The organism is Streptomyces sp. NPDC002785 (genome assembly GCF_040295565.1).
Classification (GTDB): Bacteria; Actinomycetota; Actinomycetes; order Streptomycetales; family Streptomycetaceae; genus Streptomyces.
In genome coordinates, this window is sequence record NZ_JBEOVN010000039.1 from 17,846 (window position 1) to 38,018 (window position 20,173).

Sequence of the window (20,173 nt, forward strand, 5' to 3'; positions counted from 1 at the left end):
CGAACCCGCTGCCGCGACAGCGCCGGCAGCTTCAGCCGGGCCCGCAAAGATGCGCCGGCTCCACCCCGGCATGACGATCGGAATACACGAAGACCCAGCCCGCGGGAGGCCCACATGCCGTCGACGATTTGGTCCGGCGCGATCTCGTTCGGCCTGGTCACCATCCCGGTCCAGGTGTCATCCGCCACCGAGGACCGGTCCGTCAAGTTCCACCAGTACCACCTGGCCGACGGCGGCCGGATCCGCACCCGGAAGGTCTGCGAGATCGACGGCGAAACCCTCAGCCAGGAACAGATCGGCAAGGGTTACGAACTCACCAAGGACCAAGTCGTCCCCGTCACGGACGAGGAACTCGACCTGATGCCGCTCCCCACCGCAAGAGCGATCGAAATCGTCGCGTTTGTCGACCGCGAGTCCATCGATCCCATTCGGATTGCCGACAGCTACTACCTCTCGGCCGCCGGAGCCGTGGCCACGAAGCCCTACGTCCTGCTGCGCCGAGCCCTGGAACGGAACTCGAAGGCGGCCATCGCGAAGTTCTCCTGGCACAACCGGGAACGCCTGGGCCTGCTCAGCATCCGCGACAACGCCCTCGTCCTGCACTCCATGAAGTGGCCCGACGAAGTCCGCTCCCCCGACGGACTGGCCCCGAAGGACACCGGCCTGGACGAGGACGAGATCGCCCAGGCCATGAAACTGATCGACTCGATGACGACCGACGACATCAGCGCCTTCCGCGACCACTACCGCGAGGCGCTGGAAGAGGTCATCAAGGCCAAGAGCGACGGCAACGCCCCGTCCGCACCGGCCGACGAGGAGCGCAAGGATACCGGCGGTGTCATCGACCTGATGGCGGCACTGAACGCCAGCGTGCAGAAGGCCAGGGAATCCCGCGGAGAAACAGGTGAACGCGCCACCGTCCACGAGATGAAGCCCCGCAAGAAGGCGGCAAAAACAGCCCCGGCCAAGAAGACCCCGGCGAACAAGAAGACAAGCAGCCGGAAACCCAGGAGCGCTTAGAGACACGCCGTGAAGGCGCCGTTCAGCCGATCGATCGCCGAAGTTCCCGGGTTCCACGACCGTAGCTGGACCGGGCACGGCGGGATGGGGGACCCCGTTCAGGCGCTCAGGACTGCTCAGAGGTGATGACGCCCGGGTAGGGGCGCCCCTTCACGTACGCCTGCATGTTCGCCACGATGCCGGCGATGCGGCCCGGTCCCCACGAGGCGACACCGGCGTTGACTGGTGCCGCGGTGGTGACGAAATTGAGGATGAAAACGTCGCGCAGCAACAGGTAGGGCTCCAGGAGCCGGGCCAAGTCGATTGGCAGGGGTCGCACCTGGGCGTAGCCGGCCAGGAACGCGCGGGTGAACTCCTCGTAGGAGCCCGGTTCCCGTGCGATCCGGTGGACGGACGAGAGGACGGTGGCGATGTCGAGGAGGAAGTGGCCGGTGCCGCAGTCGTCAAAGTCGATAATGCCGACGCGGCCGTCGGACATGGCGATCATGTTTTCGCGGTGCAGGTCGCCGTGGATACGTCCTCGGTCGTCCTGACCGCCCTCTTGGAGTGCTGGGGTGATCAACTCGGCGACCCTGCGGAGCGCGGCGGTGCCTTCGGTGCCCAGCTGTGCCTGGGCGGTCGGAGCGGTGAGGGCGTGCCCCTTGAGGAGGATGGTCTCCGCGTCCCAGACCGGCCGGTCAAACTCCGGCAGCGACACCGTCGCGGCGTGCTCGTGCAGGCGGGCGGTCGCGTTGCCCATCTGCTGCGCCACGCCGGGCTGGCGGTAGGGGGGCTCTGCTGTGCCGGGGAGCCAGTGGAGCAGGGCGAGGGTGGACGGCTCGTCGTGGCCGGGGACCGCGACAGGGACCACGTAGTGGCCGTCGGCGGTGGTGACGGGCTCGGGGACGGCGACCGTGCCGGTGGTGGCCAGGCTCTCCAGCCATCGCATCTCGCTGCGCTGCTGGTGGGCGGGGCGTCCGTCGCGTACGGACAGGCGTGCGACGTAGGAATCTTGGCCTGCCGGGGTGACGCGCCAGACGGCGTTGTCCTCGTACTGCTGGACTTCCATTCGTACGGCCGCGCCGTTGAGTCCGTAGTGCTCGGCCAGCGCGGACCGGGTCAGTCCTTCGAGCAGGTCGAGCTGCGCGGCGTGGGGAAGGCGGGAGAACGACGGCACGGGGGGCACGGGCTTCCTCGGTGGTCGGGAGTGGGAAAAATCGTAGCGCGGGCCGGCCAGCACGCTGTTCACGAGGGCTGTCATTCCGGGCCGGTTCAATGCGCTCGGTGCCCGGGGCGCGTGATGCGCTGGGGGGAGCAGGAAGCGTTCGCGGTACAGGCGGTCCTGGAAGTCGTCGATGTCGTGCGCGGCAGGATGGGTCAGCGGGGTGGGCAAGGCGGTGCAGGGGAGTTCTGCTTCGCTGTCGTCGATGTTGGTGGTGTGGGTGGCGTCGGGCCGGAATCCGAGGTTGGAGACGAGGTTGACGGCGGGGACGATCGCTTTTCCGCCGTGCATGAGGCAGGTCAGGAACCACTGGTGGTTCCAGTTCTCCCGGTGCTCTCCCCCGTGGATGGCGTCCCAGCGGTCTTCCCAGAGGCGGCGTTCGGCGGGGTCGGGGAAGTGGGGGTGGTGTGCGCGCTGCGCTTTCCATTCGGGCCAGCTGCGGATGGCGGGGTCGTGGTGCTGCCAGGCCCGGGCCCAGGTGGCCCAGCCCCAGATGCGGTTGTACCTGGAGAAGTGGTACGAGGACGAATCGGTGTAGGGAAGCGGGTTGGTGGCGCTGATGTGCATGACGGTGGGGTCGTCGGCGTAGCGGGTGAGGAGTTCGGTGGCGTAGGGGAAGAAGCTGGGGTGGGGCAGGCAGTCGTCTTCCAGGATGATGCCGGCGGCGGTGTGGGTGAAGAACCAGTTGACGGCGTTGACGACGCCGTCCCGGCAGCCTTGGTTGTGTGCGGTGTAGCGGCGTGTGATGGTGCACGGCCAGTCGATGGTGTCGAGCAGGGTGTGGACGGCGGTGGTGCGTGCGGTGTCCTGGGGGGTGGGCCGGGGGCCGTCGGCTGCGAGGAAGAGGCGGGTGGGACGGAGTTCGCGGAGCCGTTGCAGGGTGATGGCGGTCAGGTCGGGGCGGTTGTAGGCGAGGTAGAGGATCGGGGTGGGAAAGCCGTTGTTCACCGGGGGTGCCTCCTGGTGACGATGTCGAGGAACTTGCGGGTGTAGCGCTCCCATTCGCCCTGGAGGGCGGTGGTATCGGGTTGGTGGGGGCGGGGGTCGCTGAGCAGGGTGAGGGTGTGCTGGGCGAAGGCATCGGTGTCGTCGACCGGTACGAAGGCGGCCGGGGAGGTGCCGGCGCCGTCGCGGTGGCCGGGGATGTCGGTGAGCACCAGCGGGAGACCGTGCTGGCGGGCTTCGAGGATGGAGATCGGCACGCCCTCGAAGCGGCTCATGGACACGAAGCCGCTCGCGCCGGCTAGCACACTGTCCACGAGGTCCTTGTGCCATACGGCGCCGAGCCAGATGACGTGTTCGGTGATGCCGAGCCGGTCGGCGAGCATGCGCAGGGGGATCGTCTGGTCTCCGTCGCCGATGATGACGAGGCGGACGGGCCCGTGGGCGCGGGCGACGACGCGGGCGAAGGCGTGCAGCAGGGCGTCGTGGCCCTTGTGGGGGTACAGGCTCTGGACGGCGACCAGGTAGGGATCGCGTGCCCAGTTCCAGGTCGGGGCCGCAGCGGCGGTGCGGGGCTCGGTGGCGTTGGTCAGCGTGCTGACCTTGTCCGCTCGCACGCCGACGTCTTCGAGGAGGAAGCGGGTGGAGCGGCCTCCCACGGCCACGATGCTGTCCTCGAAGCGCGCGAGGATCCGGTCAAGGCGGTTCTTCGCGCGGGTTCGCAGGTGGGAGTAGTCGGAGTGGCAGAAGCGGACCACGGTGCGCGCTGTGCGGAGGGCCGGTCGGATGGAGGGGTACAGGCGGCCGTCGCCGAACTGGATCAGGACGGTCGTGCCGCGAACCAGGCGGGCGAGGAAGACGATGCGTCCGGTGCGGGTGCGGGGTGCGATGACGAGCCGGGCCTGTGGCGGAAGTTCGGCGACGAGGGCGTTGTCGCGGCCGGGGTCCAGGACACAGACGGTGACCTCGTACCCGGCGGACAACAGGATACGGACGTGCGAGAGCAGGACGCGCTCAAGGCCACCGACAGTGAAGTGACGCAGGATCATCACCACGCGGGTGGTGGACGGCTGGGCGGAGGGCATGGCGGTCTCCCAGGGGTAGGGCCGGGCCGGGGCCTGATGCAGGCCCCGGCCCGGGTGCGGTCAGCTCGTGCGGTGCACCTTGTGCTGGGCGGCCTGGGCCAGGGGCCGGAGCTCCATCAGGTCGATGTCCACGTGGGCGGGGCGGGTGGCGCACCACACCACGCACTCGGCGATGTCCTGAGGGGTGAGCGGGCGTTCGACGCCCTGGTAGACGGCGGCGATGGCCGCCTCGTCGTTGTTGAACCGCTCCCGCATGAACTCGCCGCCGGCCTCGTCGCCGCGCATCATGCCGGGGGCGATCTCGGTGATGCGGACGGGCTCGCCGTTCAGTTCCAGGCGCAGGGTCTGCACGAGGGCGGTCAGCGCGTACTTGCTGGCGGCGTAGGCGGCTCCGCGCTCGTAGGGGACTCGGCCGACGGTGGAGCCGATGAACTGGACGTGGCCGCGGTTGCGGATCAGGTGGGGCAGCAGGGCCTGGGTGGTCTGGACGGTGCCGACGACGTTGGTCTCATAGGTGCCGCGCCAGTCGGTGAGGTCGCTGTCGGCGATGGTGGCGGCGTGGGTGGGGATGCCGGCGTTGTTTACCAGCAGCGTCAGCTCGGCGGGGTGCTCGGCGACGGTGCGCTCCAGGGCGGCCACCGAGTCGGCGTCGGTGACGTCGAGCCGGTGCGTGGTGGTGCCGGTGGGGGCGGATGGGACGGTGGGCAGGCGACGGGATGCGGAGATGACGGTGTACCCGGCCTTCTCCAGGGCCTCGGCGGTGGCCAGACCGATGCCGACGCTGGCACCGGTGACGACGGCGAGGCCGCGGGGTGACTGAGTGCTCACGGGATTTCCCTTCATGGCGGTTGGCTGATCAGGGATGGAGCGGCATGGACTCCTGCAGTCAGGAGTCCAGGAGCCAGGCGTGGGCCGGGTCGGTGTGCATGGCCAGGCGGGTGTCGGCTTCGCCGTGCGCGGCCCACAGGTAGTAGAGGTCGTGTCCCGCCGCGGCGGCGATGGTGTGGTAGCCGCTGGGGACGGTGGCCAGGCTGGTGTCGGTGATCACCGTGCTGTGGGCGTCGTGAACGCTCTCGTCGTAGGTGAGCAGGACACCGAAGCCGCTGGAGGGGCGGACCCGGAAGGCGAACGCCTCCTGGAGCGCGGTTTCGGCGGGCGGGTTGCTGTGCTGGTGGCGGTGCGGCGGGTAGGTGGACCAACGGCCGTCCCGCGCGAGGGTTTCGCCCAGCAGCAGACCGGAGGTCTGCGGCGGCTGGAGCAGGGTGGTGACGTGGCGCTCGAACGATTGGCTGCCGCGGACCTCCCGTTCGGGCGCGGTGATCGCGGTGATCGCGGTGGTGTCCTTGGCCTCGGGGGGCGCTGCGGTGATCGGTGAGTGCACCTCGACCACCTCGGCGCCGTTGGGGCCGGCGGTCGCGGTCGCCTCCGTGCCGGGCGGCAGGTGCCAGCCGGCCGCGGGCGCGGTGAAGGGGTCGGTGCGCTCGACCGTGTGGTCACCGTCGGGCAGGGCTGCGGTGAGCTGGCCGGAGAGCAGGATCAGCGCAGTCTCCTGCTCGGGGCGGGCGCTCAGGGCGAGCCGCTCGCCTGGGGGGATCTGGTGGTAGGTCAGGTCCAGGCCGTTGGGGGTGCGTGCGGTGGTGGGGTTCATCGTGGCTCTCCTGGGGCGGTGGGCTGGGGAACCGGCAGGCGTCGGCCCTGGCGGCTGGAGTCGTACATGGTGGTGCCGGTGGCGACGGCGAGGGCCGCCTCGGCGGCGGTGGCGAAGTTCGGCGGGGTGCCGGGCGCCACAGCTTGAGGCAGCGCCATGAGCATGCGGCGGTCCGCGCCCGCGTGGGTTCCCTCCTCCCGGGCGATCCGCCAGCGGGCACCGTCCCCGCCGGAGTTGGTGTGCAGGTGCACGGTGTGAGGGCCGGACCGGGCGTCGTAGTGGACGGTGCAGACCCCCTCGGTTCCGCGGAGGGTGCAGGTGTAGCCCTCGGCGGGCGCGTTCAGGGTCAGCGCGTAGTGGACGGTGGCGCCGGAGGTGTACTGGATTAGGGCGTGCAGGCTGTCGTGGATGTCGGCGTCGGCCGGGATGCCGTCCTTGCCGGGCAGGTAGTGGCGGTGCTCCAGCAGGGCGGTGACCGCGATGGGGTGTGCGCCGAGCCACCAGGCCAGCAGGTCCAGGTGGTGGCTGGCCTTGGTGACCTGCAGTCCGCCGGAGGCGGCGCGGGTGCGGTGCCAGCGGGTGAAGTAGCTGCGGGAGTGCGACATGCCCAGGGTGTAGTGGAAGTCGGCGCCGGTCACCGTCCCGATGTGACCGCTGGCCAGCAGGGCGCGGACCTGGCTGTGGACGTTGGTGAAGCGGAGGTTGTGGCCGACCAGCAGCCGCGCGGAGGTGTCTTCGGCGGCGTGGACGAGGGCGAAGGCGTCCTCGACGGTGGTCGCCAGCGGCTTCTCCACCAGCGTCGTGCAGCCCGCGGCGAGGGCGCGGGCTACGTAGTCGCGGTGGCTCGCGTCGGGGGTGGCGACGACCACCAGGTCGGGCCGGCTGCCGGTCAGGATGCGGTCCAGGTCCTGCGGACGGGCGGCGGCCGCGCCGGGCAGATCGCGGGCCACGTTCCGGGCGGCTTCCGTGTCGGTGTCCAGCACGGCCAGCGGCCGGACCGGCTCCGCCTGGTAGGGCGGCAGGCCGGACAGCCAGGGGCCGTAGACCTTTCGGGTCCGGGTGCCGGCCCCGATCAGCAGAACCTGCAGCGGCTGCTTCACCGGTCACCGTCCGGGAGGGCACCGGTGACCGGGCGCCCGCCGAGTACGACCGCGCGCACGCTCAGGTCCGGGCCGAACAGGACGACATCGCCGTCTGCCCCGGGAAGCAGGCTGCCCTTGCGCGGGTACAGGCTGGCCGCGCGGGCGGGGGTGGCGGTCGCCATCGTCACCACGTCCTCGACCGAGGCGCCGGTCAGCTCCCGCATCCGGGCGACGGTGACCGCCAGGGGCGTGACGCTGCCGCACAGGCTGGTGTGGTCCTCGGTGGCGGCGTAGCCGTCGTGGACCCGTCCGGTGCTCGCCCCGGTGCGGAAGGCTGATCCGGGGGCCAGTCCGGTTCCGGCGGTGGCGTCGGAGACCAGGCACAGCCGGTCCGGCCCCAGGCAGCGCAGGGCGATGGTCAGCAGGGCCGGGGGCAGGTGGTGGCCGTCCGCGATGACTTCGGCCGTCAGCTCGTCGGACGCGAGTGACGCTTCCAGCAGGCCCGGGAGCCGGTGCAGCGCTGGGCGGGTCAGCGCGGACTGGCCGCTCCACAGGTGCGCGAGGTGGCTCAAGCCGAGCCGGCGGGCGCGGGCCAGGTGCTCGGGGGTGGCGCTGCTGTGCCCGGCCGCCACCCGTACCCCCTGTTCGACCAGGTAGGTGATCAGCGCGTCGGCGCCGGGTAGTTCCGGCGCGAGGGTCACCATGTGCAGGGCCTCGGGCAGCGGCGTCAGCTCGCGCAGGACCTGCGCGGCCGGGCGCAGGTGAGCGCGGTCGTGTGCGCCGCGCTGCTCGGGGGCCAGGCACGGGCCTTCCAGGTGGACCCCGGCCAGGGTGGGGGCCTGCTGATCGGCGATCAGCTTGGCGGCGGTGGCCAGCGCGGCGGCCGTCTCGGCGGGGCCGGTGCTCGCCAGGGTGGCCAGCACGGTGGTCGTGCCCGCGTGCAGGTGCGCTTCGAGTACTCGGCGCCAGGCGGCCGGTTCGGGTTCGGTCAGGTCGTGGCCGAGCGCGCCGTGGACGTGGATGTCCACCAGGCCGGGGCTGACCAGGCAGCCGCTGGCGTCGATCGGCACCGGGTCGTGGGGGCAGTCGCGGCTCACGCGGCCCCGGCAGATCAGCACGTGGCCGGTGCGCGTCTGCCCGGGGGCGGCGTGGATCACGGTGCCGGAGTGGACGACCGCACAGCTGGTGGTCCCCAGGCCGGTCACAGGCGTCCTCCCGGCACGGCTGAGGCGGATCGGGCGGTGGTGCAGGCGCACGCGGTGCCGCGGGGGCCGCCGGGAAGGTGGCGGTCGTAGGCTCCGCCGTCCCACAGGTAGCGGGTTCCGTCCGGGGCCAGCGGCTCGGTGAAGGCCAGCTGGACCGCGCGGTCCAGCGCGCCGCCCAGGACGTCCGGGAGATCGACCTTCCGCAGCAGGCCCAGCTCGTGCAGGCGCTGGGAGTGAACCTGCTGTTCGATCTCCCGGACCTGCCGGGGGATGGCGATGGCGTTGGCGCCGGTGGCCAGGACTTCGCCCAGGCTGTTCGCCCCGGCGGCGCCGACGAACAGGTTGGAGGCCCGCATCCACGGCAGCAGGTCCGGCTCGTAGGTCCGGATCTCCACTGCCGGGTCGCTCTCCCACAACTGCCGCAACGCCCGCTGGGCTTCGGGTTCCAGGTAGGGGCCGGTGACCAGCAGGGCCCGGTCGAACAGGTCGCGTCGGCCGCGCAAGGCCGCGGACAGGGCACGCCACACATCCCCGGCGCCCTGGCCGCCGCCCATCGCGGCGACGATCAGCCGCTCGTCGGGGCCGACTCCGACCTGCTCGCGGGCCTGGTCCCGGGGCAGCGTGTACGGCTCGGCAAGGTAGCCGGTGTAGTGCAGGCGGTCGGCGGCCTCCTGCGGAATCGTGTAGTAGTCCGCAAGGTCGAAGACCTCCGGGTGGGTGTGCACGTTGAACTGGCAGTAGTGGTCCAGCACCCACGGGCCGCGTCCCGGGTCGCCGAAGTACTTGCGCAACGTCTTGTCCCGGTCGAACAGCACACCGCGCAGGCTGAGCACGGCATGCTCGGCGTACCGGGCCTGAAGCGCGGGCACCAGCTCGTCGTCGGTGCCGCGGGGGATGTGGTCGCTCATCAGCACCTCGGGCCGGTAGCGGCGCAGGAAGGCGGTGATGAGGTCGGCGCGGACCTGGTGGAGGGCACCCTGATCCATGGCCAGGCGCGGGCGCAGGTTCCAGCCGGACGGGTCGTCGAAGTTCGCGAACGACGGGACCTTGATGATGTCCACCTCGGGCGGGAGCAGGTCCAGGCCCCGGTAGGCGCCGGTGATCCCGGCGATCGAGTACGGCTCGGGCGAGCGCAACAGGTAGCGGGTCACCTTCGCCGTACGGGAGGTGTGGCCCAGGGAGCGGCCGTTGTGCCAGTACAGGGCGACGGTGCGGGCACCGGTGTTCGTCATCGGCTGCGCTCCTCGGGGCAGGTTCGGGCGTCGGTTTCACGGGCGGCACGCTGGGCGGCGGCCGGGTCGGTGTCGCTGGCCAGAGCCGCCCGGAACGCGGCCGGACTCCAGCCGGGATCGACCTGGATGCGGGACAGGGCGTAGGGATGGTGCAGGTCGGCGCGGTGGTGCTCGTCGGTGGCCAGCGCCAGCGGGTACAGCTCGGCGACGGCCCGCTGCACGCGGGCGTCATAGGCGCCGTAGGGGTAGGCGAACGTGTGCGGCGCCCGGCCCAGCAGCTCGGTCAGCACCTCGCGGTCGCCGGCAGTCTGCCAGGCCAGAGCCAGATCGCTGACGGCGGTCAGCCGCTGGTGGGTGTAGCTGTGCGCGGCGACGGCGCGCCCGGAAGCCGCCCACTGCTGCACCTGGTCGAGATCGGCCATCTCCTGCACCGGATGCCGGACGTGGCGCGGCCGGTCCCCGGCGAGGTAGCCGCCGCACACCGCCATTACGGCGGGCAGGCCGAGCCGTTCCAGCACCGGCAGCGCGGTGGTGACGGTGTTGGCGTAGCCGTCGTCGAAGGTGATCAGAACGGCGTTCGCCTGCAGGGGGACGCCGCGGGTGACCATCGTGTGCAGGTCGCCCTCGGCCATTACCGTGTAGGGGCCGGTCGCCAGTAGCTTCATCTGTCCGGCGAAGCGGTCCGGTGGCACGGCCATCGGACCGGGCAGCTCCTGGACCAGGTGGTACATCAGGATGTGCATCAGCTCCCCCCGGCGTGCGAGCCACCGGCGGGCCGCTGCCCGGCCTGCCCGGAGCGGGCGCCCGCGGCGCGCTGCTCGCGGTGCCAGGCGACGGTGCGCTCCAGTCCCTCGCGCAGCGGAACCGCGGCCGCGCCCGGGAACAGGCCGAGCAGCCGGGAGGGATCGGCCTGCGAGTGGGCCACGTCCCCAGGCCGGGGCCCGGTGTGCTCGACCCGCAGCGGGGAGCCGAGCACGTCCCCCAACAGGTCGATCAGGTCCAGCAGCGAGGTCCGGGTGCCCAGCGCCAGGTTCACCGGCCACGGCGACGTCACCCGGTCGGTGATCGCGGTCGTGATCACCTGGCACACCGTGTCCACGCACGTCAGATCACGACTCTGGGTGCCGTCGCCGTGGACGGTGACCGCCCGGCCGGACAGGGCGGCGTCGATCCAGGTCGGCACGACGGCCGCGTACGGGTGCCCGGCCTGCTGCCGGGGGCCGTAGACGTTGAAGAACCGCAGCGGCAGCACCGGCAGGCCGTAACAGGCTTGGTAGGCCCCGAGATACGCCTCGGTCGCCAGCTTCGTGACCGCGTACGGGCTCAGCGGCATCGCCCGGCTGTCTTCCGACTTGGGCAGGATCGGCTGAGCGCCGTAGACGGACGACGACGAAGCCGCCACCACCAGCGGCCCGCCGGCGCGGCGGGCTGCCTCCAGGACCTGGAGCGTGCCGGTGGCGTTCGCGTGGTGGCTGGCCAACGGGTCGAGCACCGACCGGAGAACGGACGGCAGCGCGGCCAGATGCACCACGGCGTCGGCGCGGGCCACGGCCTGGTCCAACAGGCCCGCATCGAGCACGCTTCCACGGCGGAAGTCGGTGTCCGTCAGGTCGCTGCCCAGCAGGCTCATGCTGCCGGTGGAGCAGTCGTCCACGACCGTGACCCGGCCGATCGCCGGGTGCCGCAGCAGCCAGGAGACCAGGTTCGAACCGATGAATCCGGCCCCGCCGGTGACGGTAACCCGCAGTCCGCCGCTCACAACTGCTCCACGGTGACGGTGGCCGCGGCGGTCAGGCGGTCGGCCAGCCGGCCCCGGCAGTCCAGCACGAAGGGGGAGCGGGCTGCCACCTGGTCGTAGTCGAAGACCTCGTGGTCGGTCAGCAGTACCACGGCGTCCGCGGCAGCCAGCTCGTCATCGGTCGCGCACACCAGCCGTACGCCGTCGAGCGCGGCCGGGGCGGCGGCCGGGTCCACGAAGGGGTCCGTCGCGCTGACCTGCGCGCCGCGGGCCGCCAGCAGACGGGCCACCTCCAGCGCCGGGGACTCGCGCAGATCACTGCTGCCGGGCTTGTAGGCCAGGCCCAACAGCAGCACCCGCGCGCCGTCGAGCGACCGGCCCCGCGAGGCGAGGCGCTGCCTCACCCGGTTCACCACGTAGGCGGGGCGAGCGCCGTTGATCCGCGCGGCGAGGTCGATCAGGCGCGAGCCCTGGCCACGGGCCTGAGCCGCCCACCACGACAGATACACGGGGTCGATCGGCAGGCAGTGGCCCCCGATGCCGGGACCGGGGTCGAAGCGCATGAACCCGAACGGCTTCGTCGCCGCAGCAGCCACCGCCTCGCGCAAGTCCAGGCCGGTATCGCGGGCCAACTCCGCCAGCTCGTTGACCAACGCGATATTCACAGCCCTGAAGGTGTTCTCCAGCAGCTTCGCGAGCTCCGCCTCCTCGCACCGGCCCACCGGCACGACGCGCTCGACCAACCCACCGTAGAAGGCGGCCGTGCGCTCCAGCGACGCCGCGTCGATGCCGCTGACGATCTTCGGTGTCGTCGCCAGCGTCCACAGCCGGTTGCCCGGGTCAATCCGTTCCGGGCTGAACCCCAGGGCGAACTGGCTGCCCATCCGCAGCCCGGAGACCTCCTCCAGCACCGGGCCCAGGACGGTCCGAGTCGTGCCCGGGTAGCTGGTGGACTCCAGCACCACCAACGCCCCCTCGCGCAGGTAGCGGCCCACAGTCCGGCCGGCCGCAATCACGTACGACAGATCAGGGACGCCCTCGTGCAGCGGAGTCGGTACCGCGATCACCGCCACGTCGAACCCCGCCGCGTCGTCCAGCGTCGCGGTGGGGTGGTAGGTGCCGTCACGCAGCAGCAACCCCAACTGCGCCGCGGTGATGTCCTCGACCGGTGAACTGCCGCACGCCAAAGCCTCGGCGCGCTGTACATCGGTGTCGAGACCCACCACACGGTGGCCCATCTGGGCGGCGCGTAACGCCAGTGGAAGACCCACGTAGCCCTGGCCGACGACCAGGACCCGCTGGGAACTCACGTCAGCGGGGCGGTCGGCTTCCTGCACAACCTCCCCGGCCGCAAACGGTGTTCGCGGACTCGCCGGTGTGGACACACTGAACATTCAGGTGCTCCTCAAGATCGAAGAAGGGCGGGGCCCGTGGGGGTATCGCTGCGATTCCCGCCCCGCACCAGGTGTCGTGGGCCGGTGCCCGGCTCCGGGGATGCGCAGGTCCGCCCAGGTCCGTTTGCCCCAGCGGAAGGTGTCGGCGCCGGTGGTCTCGGTGAGGGCGGCGACGACCGCCAGGCCACGGCCGTTCTCGGCGTCGGCGGTGGCGGTGCGCGGAGCGGGCTTGGTCACGGACTTGTCGATGACGGCGACACGTACGCGGTCGGGGCTAAGGCGGGTGACGGTGACGCGGATGAGGTGGCAGCCGGTGTGCTTCGCCGAGTTGCCGACGAACTCGGACACGACGAGCTTGGCGTCGTCGAGGAGCTCGTCCAGGTCCCACGCGGACAGCGCCAGGGTGAGGAGCATCCGGGCCTTGCGGGCGCTTTCGGGCCGGCAAGGCATGGTCTCGGTGTAGGCGGGGTGGCCGGTCGCCGCGGCGTGCACGGCGGTCGTCGTCATCGTCATGTGAGGGCCTTTGGCCGGAGCGGACATGCGTGACTGAACGTCAAAGAGTGATCAAGGAATGACGAGCCGTCACTTTCCTGTCCCGGCAGGATGCACCTCTGGGGTCAATGGATGCAACCTTGGGGTTGGAATCCCCAAAAGAAGAACATGAGTTCCATCGACTTGCACCCCTGTATGGCGTCACACCACACTGCCCCCGTAACGCGCTCACCAGCGCCCGAATGGAAGGGAGTTGCACCCGACTCCGGGCGGCCGACACCCGGAAGGGAGCGTGCCGTACCCCACCACCACTCCGGACACGCACAGAGAGATGACCCCTTTACATGCCTACCGTTCCCCTGATTCCCACGGTCCGCAGACGCCGCCTCGGCGGCATGCTGCGACGCCTGCGCAATGACGCCTCAATGAGTCTGGAAGCCGCCGCGGCGGCGATGGGCTGGGACTCCAGCAAGCTCTCCCGGATCGAGAACGCCAAGGCGCACATCCGCCCGCCGGTCGTCGCCCCGCTGCTGAAGGAGTACGGCGTCACCGACCCCGAGGTGGTCACCGCCCTGGAGGGCCTGGCCAAGGACGCCTCCAAGACCGGGTGGTGGCAGACCTACGGGGTGGTTGCCCCCGCCTACTCCGACTACATCTCGCTGGAGTCGGACGCCGAGAGCCTCCAGATCTACGCGCCCCTGCTCATCCCCGGCCTGCTCCAGACCGCCGTCTACGCCCGCGAGACCATCGCTGCGAACGCCATCACCCGCACTCCCGAGGAGGTCACCGCGCTCACCGAAGTGCGCCTGGCCCGCCAGGCCATCCTCAGCCGGCCCGAACGCCCCCTGAAACTCTGGGCGGTCATCGACGAAGCCGTGCTCCACCGGCGCTTCTCCGACCGCCCGCACATCATGCGCGACCAGCTCCAGCGCCTGCTCGATGCCTCCGAGGTACCCGGCGTCACCATCCAGGTCATGCCGCTGGACGCCACCCCGCACCCCGGCGGCGCCGGAGCCTTCGACCTGGTCTCCTTCCCCGCCCCCATGCCGACCGTTGTCCAGTTCGAAAACCTCACGGGCACCAGCTACGTCGAGGGCACCAACGCCGTGAAGCTCTACGACGACGCGTTCGGCCAGATCGTCGCCGCAGCCCTGCCGGTCAGTGACTCACTGGCCCGCATCACCAACCGAATGAAAGAAGGAAACCCCACATGAACCGCATCACCGCCAAGGCCGACCTGCACGCCCACGACCTCACCGACGCAGAGTGGCGCAAGTCCCCGTACAGCGCCGGAGAAGGCCAGTGCGTGGAGATCACCGACCTGCCTGGCGGCATCGCCCTGCGCGATTCGAAGAACAAGCACCTGCCCGCTCTGCGCTACACCGCCCCAGAGTGGAACGCGTTCCGCCAGGCCGTGATCGACGGCGCCATGTGAGCCCGGCCGGCTGTAGGTGAAGCTGCCCGGCGGGCGGCAGCTGCGAAGCGCATCGGACCCCGCCCGCCGCGAACACCCCGCCCCAGGAAGGCGGACACTCTGTACTCGCTCAACCCGCCCGGCAAGTACTACGAGGACTGGGCCGACCCTGGCCCCCGCCTGATGGGCGGCGAGCCTAACGCCCTGCTGGCGGCAGCCACTGAGGAGTACGGGCCCGACGCCCCCGAACTCGACACGGTGAGGATCCTGGTCCGGTACAGCGAGATCTACGGATTCCCCACGCCAGCGCGCCAGCAACCCAGTCGTCACGCGAACAACCAGCAAGGAGTGAGCACATGAACCAGGAACAGCAGATCAGGGCGGCAGCATTCGCCGCCGCAGCGGCGGCCATCGGCCCCTACATCGCCGCCCGAGCCACTACACCCGAGCAGGCGATCGATACCGTCAGCCTGGAGCTGCCCGAACTTGCCCGAGAAATCGCCATACAGATCCGGGACGGGATCCCCGGGCCGCAGGCGCACGCCGACCGCAAAGAAGACGAGTGGTGCGGCACCTGCAAGACAGACCGCACTGTTGGCAGTGCGGGATTGCTGAACATGCGGCTCACCTGCGAGGAATGCCCCACAGTGAAGGAGTAAGTGGTGAAAGCAGGACCGGCACCAGCGCTGGGGAACCCGCGTCTCAGTCGACCGGACTGAGGTAGCCGAGCCGCTTCTGGATGCGCCGGGAGTTAATGAAGCCGCTCAGGCTCTTACCACTGGCGGCGCAGCTGGACGCATTCCGCAGTGATCTGGGCGTGGAGGTCGCGCAACTGCTCCAGGCGCGCCGTCAGCAGGTACTGCGCCGTGCGCTCCCGGGCCGTGTCGGCGGCCTTCGTCGCGGCGGCGATGGCGTCCGCGCCGTTCGGGTTGTGCTGGAACCAGCGGCGGCCCTGCTCGGTCTTGTACGCCCGGCGCGCCTCCGCTTCGGCTTCCTCGGTCCGACCCAGCCGCCCCAGCGCGCTGCTGCGGTACTCCGGCAGCGCCTGCTCCACGGCCTGGAGCGCGGCGAAGGCGAGCACGGATGCCGCACCGGCCGGGTCCGTGTCCAGCTCGCCCGGCTCCATCATCGCCATGAACTCGCCCTGAGCCTTCGCGATGTCGGCCTCCAGGGACGCCCGGACGTGGTCGGTGACGGCGGCGACGTCGCCTTGGTCGTTCAGGTCGGCCGCCCAGGTCGCGGCAACCAGTCCGGCCTCCACCGTCAGGGCCTCGGTCCGGCGCCGGTAGATGGTTCCGGCGGGCACCAGTACCCCAACCGACGGCGTCATCTCGTGTGCCGGGGCTTGGCCCGCTGCCTGTACCGGGAGCCCGGCCACCGCACCGGCCGCATCGACTACTCCACCACCACCGAGCGGGAGATCGAGTACACGGCGCTCTTCCTCGGACGCCACGTCGAAGACGCCCAGCAGGGCCGGGCCCGGAGTGGTGCGGCCTGACACCTCCGGCAAGCGCCCGGCGTGGGCGCCACGTTGCGGCGGGTGACCGTGGCCAAGACATACTGGCTCTGTCGCGAGTTCCGTGATTCCCGAGATGTTGATCTTCAGTGGCAGAGGAGTACGCGTTTGCGGAGGAGGTCAGGCTTGGCCCGGCCGTACATCTGCCGCTTGAGCATCTTGATCCGGTTGACGTGTCCTTCGACGGGGCCGGAGTTCCAGTGCAGGCTGAGGCCGGCCATGACAGCGCCCCAGTCCTTGCGCAGGCCCGTCGCGAACCCCCGCAGCTCAGGCAGGGTGCTCGCCTCGGCGTCGGTGGTCCACTGCGCGAGCTTCTCCTGGCCGCGGAGATTGACGAGGATGTCGGCGAACCGGGCGACGAGGTCGCAGGCGGCGTCGAGATCGGGGCAGCGGTCGCGGAGTTCCTTGAGAGTGACGCGGTCATCTTCGGTGCGGTTGTCGGGGTGGGTGAGGACGATGGTGGTGACCTCGCGGGCCTTGGGGGCGAGGGGCGCGCTGGCGGGCTGGTTGTTCTTCTTGAGGTCGTGGACGAAGCGGCGGACGGTGCGCTCGCTGACCGGAACGCCGCGTGCGACGAGCTCCTGGTGGAGGCGGTCGGAGCTGGTGCAGCCCTCGGTGAACCGGGCGATCAGGTAGGCGGCGTGGTTGTCGAGGATGCTGCGTCGGCCGGTGGGGCCGCTGCTGATCAGCTCCTCCGGGGTGGCTGCGCGCATGAACTTGCGGACGGTCTTGGGGTCGAGCCGGAGCTCGGCGACGATGCCGGAGTGGTTGACGCCCTTGTCCATGAGCGCGTGCACGGCGGTATGCCGTTCACGGGCCAGCCGGGCGCGTGGTCCCTCGGGCTTCTCGGGCAGCGTGGCCTGCTCCTTCTCAGGTGGTAGTGGGGTCCATTGCGAGCGGAGGCGTTTGACCAGGCGTTCGGTGGCCTCGCCCAGGTTCTTCCAGAGGTGGAAGCGGTCGGCGACTTGGGTAGCGGTGCCGGCGCCCCGGTCTGCGCCCTCGGCGTAGCAGTGGGCGCGGTCACGGCAGATGATCTCGGTGCCGGGGTGGGCGGTGAGCCATGCGGCCAGGGAGTCGGCGGAGCGTTCGGGCAGGAGGTCGACGGGGCGTCGCTTCTCCATGTCGATCAGGATCGTTCCGTAGTGGTGGCCGCGTTTCAGCGCGAAGTCGTCGACGCCCAGGGCCCGGACGGCCTTCACGTCGGGGTCGGGCAGGGCGCGGATCAGCCGGAGCAGGGCGTCCTTGCCGAGGCCGATGGCCTGCAGCTCGGTCAGCCGGGCGCCGGCCCTGCCGCCGAGCGCGAGGGCGATCGCCTCCCTGATCGTGCGCAGCAGCACGGTGCAGCGTCCATACCGGAAGGTCAGCTCGGGTATCTGCTCGACGAAGGTCCGCCGTTCGCAGCCGGCGCTGTCGCAGAAGAACCGGCGAACTTGCAGATGGATCAGGGCCTGCTGGTTCGAGATCGCGGTATCGGAGATCTTGCGCTCGTACCGGCTGTGCACCCGCCTCGACACTGTGTCGCACCCCGGGCAGGCCGCCGAGGGCTCCTGGCCTCGCGCCCGAATGCGGACCGTACGGCCCACGACGTCCATGGACTCGACGCGCAGACGCGCGAAGTGCGGGAACAGGACGGCGAGAAGATCAGCGATGAGCATCCGGCATGATCACGAGCCGGGGAGATCAACATCTCGGGAATCACGGAACTCGCGACAGAGCCGACATACTCCCCATAGGCGGCCATTTGCGGCCCCACTGATGGCCACGGGTTTCCCCGCGGATGGCCAGATATCTCCCCGCTCGCCCCAGACCTACCCGGTCGGCGAAGCTCGAGCGGGTGAAGAACAGCAGGGAGATCATGGAAATCCTCGAGGCGTACGACCTCACGGGCAGTTACCGTCAGGCGGCCGAGCTCGCCGGGTGCGACCACCACACGGTGGCCCGATATGTGAAGATGCGGGCCGCCGGGCAGCACCCGCAGGCCCGTCGCCACCGCGATCGTGCGATCGACGCGTACCTGCCGAAGATCGAAGAGCTGGTGGTCCGCTCGAACGGCAGGATCCGGGCCGACGTCGTGCACAAGCGGATATCCGCGATGGGCTTCACGGGCGGGGAGCGCACGACCCGCCGCACGGTCGCCGAGGCGAAAGCCCAGTTCAGGGCGGGTCAGCGGCGGGTCTACCGGCCATGGATCACGGAGCCGGGGCTCTGGATCCAATGGGACTGGGGCGAGGGCCCGCAGATCAACGGGCGACGGACCTCGCTGTGGTGCGCGTGGGTGGCCTGGTCCCGCTTCCGCGTCGTGATCCCGGTCTGGGACAAGACTCTGCCGACGATCACTGCTTGCCTGGACGCCACGTTGCGGCGGATCGGCGGGGTGCCGGCCTACGCGCTGACGGACAACGAGAAGACCGTCACCACCAGCCACATCGCGGGGATCGCGGTCCGCAACCCCGAGATCGTCGAGGTCGCCAAGCACTACGGGATGACGATCCGCACGTGTCTGCCCGCCGACCCCGAGACCAAGGGCGGCAGCGAGGCGACCGTCCGTATCGCCAAGGCCGATCTGGTACCCAAGGACGTCAACCTCCTTGAAGAGTACGGGAGTTTCGCTTCTCTGGAGCGGGCCTGCCGCACGTTCTGTGAAGAGGTGAACAACCGGGTCCACCGCGAGACCAAGCGCACTCCCGTCGAGATGCTCGCCGAGGAACGCACCCGCCTGCACCCGCTGCCCAAGCAGCCCTTCACCGTCGCCTTCGGCACGACCCGCCGGGTCTGCTGGGACGCCACGATCTCCGTCGAAGGCGTGCGCTACTCAGTCCCGCACGAGCTGATCGACACCCGGGTCTGGGCCCGCTTCCACGGCGACGAGCTGATCGTGACCGCCGTCGACGCGGCCGACGGCCACGCACTCGAGGTCGCCCGCCACCCGCGCGGCAGTGCGGGGACCCCGGTCCTTGACGACGCGCACTACCCGCCGCGGGAGAACAAGGAGAGCGACCGCACCCCCAAGGCCACCAACGCCTTCGATGCCGCCTTCTTGATGATCGGGCCGGGCGCCGCGACCTGGCTGGTCGAGGCCGCGACCGCCGGGACCCGCAAGGTCGAGGCGAAGATGGCCGAGGCCGTCGCCCTCTCCAAGCTCTACTCCACCGCGCAGGTCGACCGGGCGCTGGGCACCGCCGCACTCACCGGCCGGTTCGCCGAGAAGGACCTGCTCTCCATCCTCGACTACCAGGTCGGTCACGAGGCCCTGGAGCCCACCCGCGCCAGCGAGAGGCACAGTTTGCAGCCCGGCACCTCGGCCTGGTCCCGCTTCGGTGCATCCGCCCCCACCGGCGAGCACGACACCGACGACGAGCACGAAGAAGAAGGCACCCGCTGATGGCCACCGCGCTCCGCACTGTCTCCGCCAGCAACGGCGACCCGCTCGCCGAGGCGATCGAGCTGACCCGCCGCCTCAAACTCCCCCATATCCGCAAGGCGTTGACTGACATTGTCCCCACCGCGAAGGCCCAGCGATGGGATCCCGCCGAAGTCGTCCGCGTCCTGCTCTCGGAGGAAGCCGCCGGCCGCGACCGCGCGAACCTGCACACCCGCCGCAAGCGGGCCGGCTTCCCCGCCGGCAAGACCTTCGGCGACTGGGAGGAGTCCGCGTCCTCCATCCCCCGCGCCACCCAGGACGCGATCAAGAGTCTGGAATGGGTCCAACGCAGGGAAAATCTTTGTGTAGTTGGCCCCTCGGGCACGGGCAAGAGCCACTGGTGCGAGGCGCTTGGCCAGGCCGCGGTCGAGGCCGGCATGGCGGTCGCCTGGTTCTCCATCGAGGACCTCGGCGCCCTTGTCCGCCGCCACCGCGCCGACGACTCCATCGCCAAGGCGCTGACCCGGCTGATCCGCTCCGACCTGATCATCATCGATGATATTGGCCTCCTGCCGGTCTCCCCGGATGCCGCCGAGGGCTTCTACCGCCTGGTCGATGCCGCCTACGAAAGGAGGGCGCTGGCCGTGAGCAGCAACCTTCATCCGTCCGGATTCGACGAGATCATGCCCAAGACTCTGGCCACCGCGACCGTCGACCGGCTCATGCACCACGCTCACATCGTGGTCACTCAGGGTGACAGTTTCCGGCTCACCCAGGCCACTTCCGGACAGGGGGTGAAGCCCTTCAGCTGAGCACGACCCCCTTGACGGCGGGGAGATATCT

Annotated in this window: 21 protein-coding genes; 8 read left to right on the plus strand and 13 right to left on the minus strand. The window is 70.5% G+C overall.

What is annotated here, in order from left to right:
- Positions 1-114: 114 nt before the first annotated feature.
- Positions 115-1,020 carry a non-homologous end joining protein Ku gene (gene ku, locus ABTZ94_RS12720; RefSeq protein ID WP_351200331.1) on the plus strand — a complete coding sequence of 302 codons (906 nt, stop codon included), beginning with the start codon at positions 115-117 and terminating at the stop codon, positions 1,018-1,020.
- Positions 1,021-1,126: 106 nt separating this feature from the next.
- Here ku and ABTZ94_RS12725 read toward each other — a convergent pair whose 3' ends face one another.
- Genes ABTZ94_RS12725 through ABTZ94_RS12775 form a run of 11 tightly spaced genes read right to left on the minus strand, consistent with a single transcriptional unit; the run spans position 1,127 to position 13,060 of the window.
- Positions 1,127-3,169 carry a phosphotransferase enzyme family protein gene (locus tag ABTZ94_RS12725; protein WP_351200333.1) on the minus strand — a complete coding sequence of 681 codons (2,043 nt, stop codon included), beginning with the start codon at positions 3,167-3,169 and terminating at the stop codon, positions 1,127-1,129.
- Positions 3,166-4,248 (minus strand): glycosyltransferase, encoded by a 1,083-nt coding sequence (locus ABTZ94_RS12730; protein ID WP_351200335.1) that lies wholly within the window; start codon positions 4,246-4,248, stop codon positions 3,166-3,168. The genes ABTZ94_RS12725 and ABTZ94_RS12730 overlap by 4 nt, the downstream gene beginning before the upstream one ends.
- A gap of 60 nt (positions 4,249-4,308) precedes the next feature.
- Positions 4,309-5,076 carry an SDR family oxidoreductase gene (locus ABTZ94_RS12735; protein ID WP_351200337.1) on the minus strand — a complete coding sequence of 256 codons (768 nt, stop codon included), beginning with the start codon at positions 5,074-5,076 and terminating at the stop codon, positions 4,309-4,311.
- 58 nt (positions 5,077-5,134) lie between these two features.
- Positions 5,135-5,896 (minus strand): 5-deoxy-glucuronate isomerase, encoded by a 762-nt coding sequence (locus ABTZ94_RS12740; protein WP_351200339.1) that lies wholly within the window; start codon positions 5,894-5,896, stop codon positions 5,135-5,137.
- A complete protein-coding gene (locus ABTZ94_RS12745; protein ID WP_351200341.1) occupies positions 5,893-6,996 on the minus strand; it encodes a Gfo/Idh/MocA family protein in 1,104 nt (367 codons plus the stop codon). Before ABTZ94_RS12745 ends, ABTZ94_RS12740 begins: the two co-directional genes overlap by 4 nt.
- Positions 6,993-8,183, minus strand: a complete 1,191-nt coding sequence (locus tag ABTZ94_RS12750; protein ID WP_351200343.1) for an N-acetylglucosamine-6-phosphate deacetylase — start codon at positions 8,181-8,183, stop codon at positions 6,993-6,995. The genes ABTZ94_RS12745 and ABTZ94_RS12750 overlap by 4 nt, the downstream gene beginning before the upstream one ends.
- Complete coding sequence (locus ABTZ94_RS12755; protein WP_351200345.1) at positions 8,180-9,415, minus strand: glycosyltransferase family protein; 1,236 nt, start codon at positions 9,413-9,415, stop codon at positions 8,180-8,182. Before ABTZ94_RS12755 ends, ABTZ94_RS12750 begins: the two co-directional genes overlap by 4 nt.
- The gene (locus ABTZ94_RS12760) at positions 9,412-10,158 is read right to left on the minus strand and encodes a polysaccharide deacetylase family protein (RefSeq protein WP_351200347.1); all 747 of its coding nucleotides are present in this window, start codon (positions 10,156-10,158) and stop codon (positions 9,412-9,414) included. Before ABTZ94_RS12760 ends, ABTZ94_RS12755 begins: the two co-directional genes overlap by 4 nt.
- Positions 10,158-11,174, minus strand: a complete 1,017-nt coding sequence (locus ABTZ94_RS12765; RefSeq protein ID WP_351200349.1) for an NAD-dependent epimerase/dehydratase family protein — start codon at positions 11,172-11,174, stop codon at positions 10,158-10,160. The genes ABTZ94_RS12760 and ABTZ94_RS12765 overlap by 1 nt, the downstream gene beginning before the upstream one ends.
- Positions 11,171-12,490 carry a nucleotide sugar dehydrogenase gene (locus tag ABTZ94_RS12770; RefSeq protein ID WP_502967232.1) on the minus strand — a complete coding sequence of 440 codons (1,320 nt, stop codon included), beginning with the start codon at positions 12,488-12,490 and terminating at the stop codon, positions 11,171-11,173. The genes ABTZ94_RS12765 and ABTZ94_RS12770 overlap by 4 nt, the downstream gene beginning before the upstream one ends.
- Positions 12,491-12,547: 57 nt before the next feature.
- Complete coding sequence (locus ABTZ94_RS12775; RefSeq protein WP_351200353.1) at positions 12,548-13,060, minus strand: ATP-binding protein; 513 nt, start codon at positions 13,058-13,060, stop codon at positions 12,548-12,550.
- A 323-nt stretch (positions 13,061-13,383) separates the two neighbouring features.
- Here ABTZ94_RS12775 and ABTZ94_RS12780 point away from each other — a divergent pair, with 323 nt between their 5' ends.
- From ABTZ94_RS12780 to ABTZ94_RS12795, 4 genes are all read left to right on the plus strand, one after another.
- Positions 13,384-14,253: a helix-turn-helix domain-containing protein gene (locus tag ABTZ94_RS12780; protein ID WP_351200355.1), complete on the plus strand. Its 870-nt coding sequence runs from the start codon at positions 13,384-13,386 to the stop codon at positions 14,251-14,253.
- Entirely contained in the window at positions 14,250-14,474 is a 225-nt protein-coding gene (locus ABTZ94_RS12785) for a DUF397 domain-containing protein (protein WP_351200357.1), read from the plus strand. Before ABTZ94_RS12780 ends, ABTZ94_RS12785 begins: the two co-directional genes overlap by 4 nt.
- Before the next feature lie 162 nt (positions 14,475-14,636).
- Positions 14,637-14,813: a hypothetical protein gene (locus tag ABTZ94_RS12790; protein WP_351200359.1), complete on the plus strand. Its 177-nt coding sequence runs from the start codon at positions 14,637-14,639 to the stop codon at positions 14,811-14,813.
- Positions 14,810-15,112: a hypothetical protein gene (locus tag ABTZ94_RS12795; protein ID WP_351200361.1), complete on the plus strand. Its 303-nt coding sequence runs from the start codon at positions 14,810-14,812 to the stop codon at positions 15,110-15,112. The genes ABTZ94_RS12790 and ABTZ94_RS12795 overlap by 4 nt, the downstream gene beginning before the upstream one ends.
- Before the next feature lie 113 nt (positions 15,113-15,225).
- Here the strand turns inward: ABTZ94_RS12795 and ABTZ94_RS12800 are convergent, their stop codons facing one another.
- Positions 15,226-15,759: a hypothetical protein gene (locus tag ABTZ94_RS12800; RefSeq protein ID WP_351200363.1), complete on the minus strand. Its 534-nt coding sequence runs from the start codon at positions 15,757-15,759 to the stop codon at positions 15,226-15,228.
- A gap of 39 nt (positions 15,760-15,798) precedes the next feature.
- On the opposite strand from ABTZ94_RS12800, the gene ABTZ94_RS12805 reads away from it, so the two are divergent.
- The gene (locus tag ABTZ94_RS12805; RefSeq protein ID WP_351200365.1) at positions 15,799-15,951 is read left to right on the plus strand and encodes a hypothetical protein; all 153 of its coding nucleotides are present in this window, start codon (positions 15,799-15,801) and stop codon (positions 15,949-15,951) included.
- Between the two features lie 104 nt (positions 15,952-16,055).
- Here the strand turns inward: ABTZ94_RS12805 and ABTZ94_RS12810 are convergent, their stop codons facing one another.
- Positions 16,056-17,624 (minus strand): ISL3 family transposase, encoded by a 1,569-nt coding sequence (locus ABTZ94_RS12810; protein ID WP_351200367.1) that lies wholly within the window; start codon positions 17,622-17,624, stop codon positions 16,056-16,058.
- Between the two features lie 179 nt (positions 17,625-17,803).
- On the opposite strand from ABTZ94_RS12810, the gene istA reads away from it, so the two are divergent.
- Positions 17,804-19,351, plus strand: a complete 1,548-nt coding sequence (gene istA / locus ABTZ94_RS12815) for an IS21 family transposase (protein WP_351200369.1) — start codon at positions 17,804-17,806, stop codon at positions 19,349-19,351.
- Complete coding sequence (gene istB, locus ABTZ94_RS12820) at positions 19,351-20,142, plus strand: IS21-like element helper ATPase IstB (RefSeq protein WP_351200371.1); 792 nt, start codon at positions 19,351-19,353, stop codon at positions 20,140-20,142. Before istA ends, istB begins: the two co-directional genes overlap by 1 nt.
- The last annotated feature ends 31 nt before the right edge of the window (positions 20,143-20,173 follow it).

Excerpts from the sequence above, each read along its gene's own strand:
- ku (WP_351200331.1), top strand. The coding sequence starts at position 115 with ATGCCGTCGACGATTTGGTCCGGCGCGATCTCGTTCGGCCTGGTCACC.
- ABTZ94_RS12730 (WP_351200335.1), bottom strand. The coding sequence starts at position 4,248 with ATGCCCTCCGCCCAGCCGTCCACCACCCGCGTGGTGATGATCCTGCGT.
- ABTZ94_RS12740 (WP_351200339.1), bottom strand. The coding sequence starts at position 5,896 with ATGAACCCCACCACCGCACGCACCCCCAACGGCCTGGACCTGACCTAC.
- ABTZ94_RS12755 (WP_351200345.1), bottom strand. The coding sequence starts at position 9,415 with ATGACGAACACCGGTGCCCGCACCGTCGCCCTGTACTGGCACAACGGC.
- ABTZ94_RS12760 (WP_351200347.1), bottom strand. The coding sequence starts at position 10,158 with ATGCACATCCTGATGTACCACCTGGTCCAGGAGCTGCCCGGTCCGATG.
- ABTZ94_RS12775 (WP_351200353.1), bottom strand. The coding sequence starts at position 13,060 with ATGACGATGACGACGACCGCCGTGCACGCCGCGGCGACCGGCCACCCC.
- ABTZ94_RS12780 (WP_351200355.1), top strand. The coding sequence starts at position 13,384 with ATGCCTACCGTTCCCCTGATTCCCACGGTCCGCAGACGCCGCCTCGGC.
- ABTZ94_RS12785 (WP_351200357.1), top strand. The coding sequence starts at position 14,250 with ATGAACCGCATCACCGCCAAGGCCGACCTGCACGCCCACGACCTCACC.
- ABTZ94_RS12790 (WP_351200359.1), top strand. The coding sequence starts at position 14,637 with ATGGGCGGCGAGCCTAACGCCCTGCTGGCGGCAGCCACTGAGGAGTAC.
- ABTZ94_RS12795 (WP_351200361.1), top strand. The coding sequence starts at position 14,810 with ATGAACCAGGAACAGCAGATCAGGGCGGCAGCATTCGCCGCCGCAGCG.
- ABTZ94_RS12810 (WP_351200367.1), bottom strand. The coding sequence starts at position 17,624 with ATGCTCATCGCTGATCTTCTCGCCGTCCTGTTCCCGCACTTCGCGCGT.
- istB (WP_351200371.1), top strand. The coding sequence starts at position 19,351 with ATGGCCACCGCGCTCCGCACTGTCTCCGCCAGCAACGGCGACCCGCTC.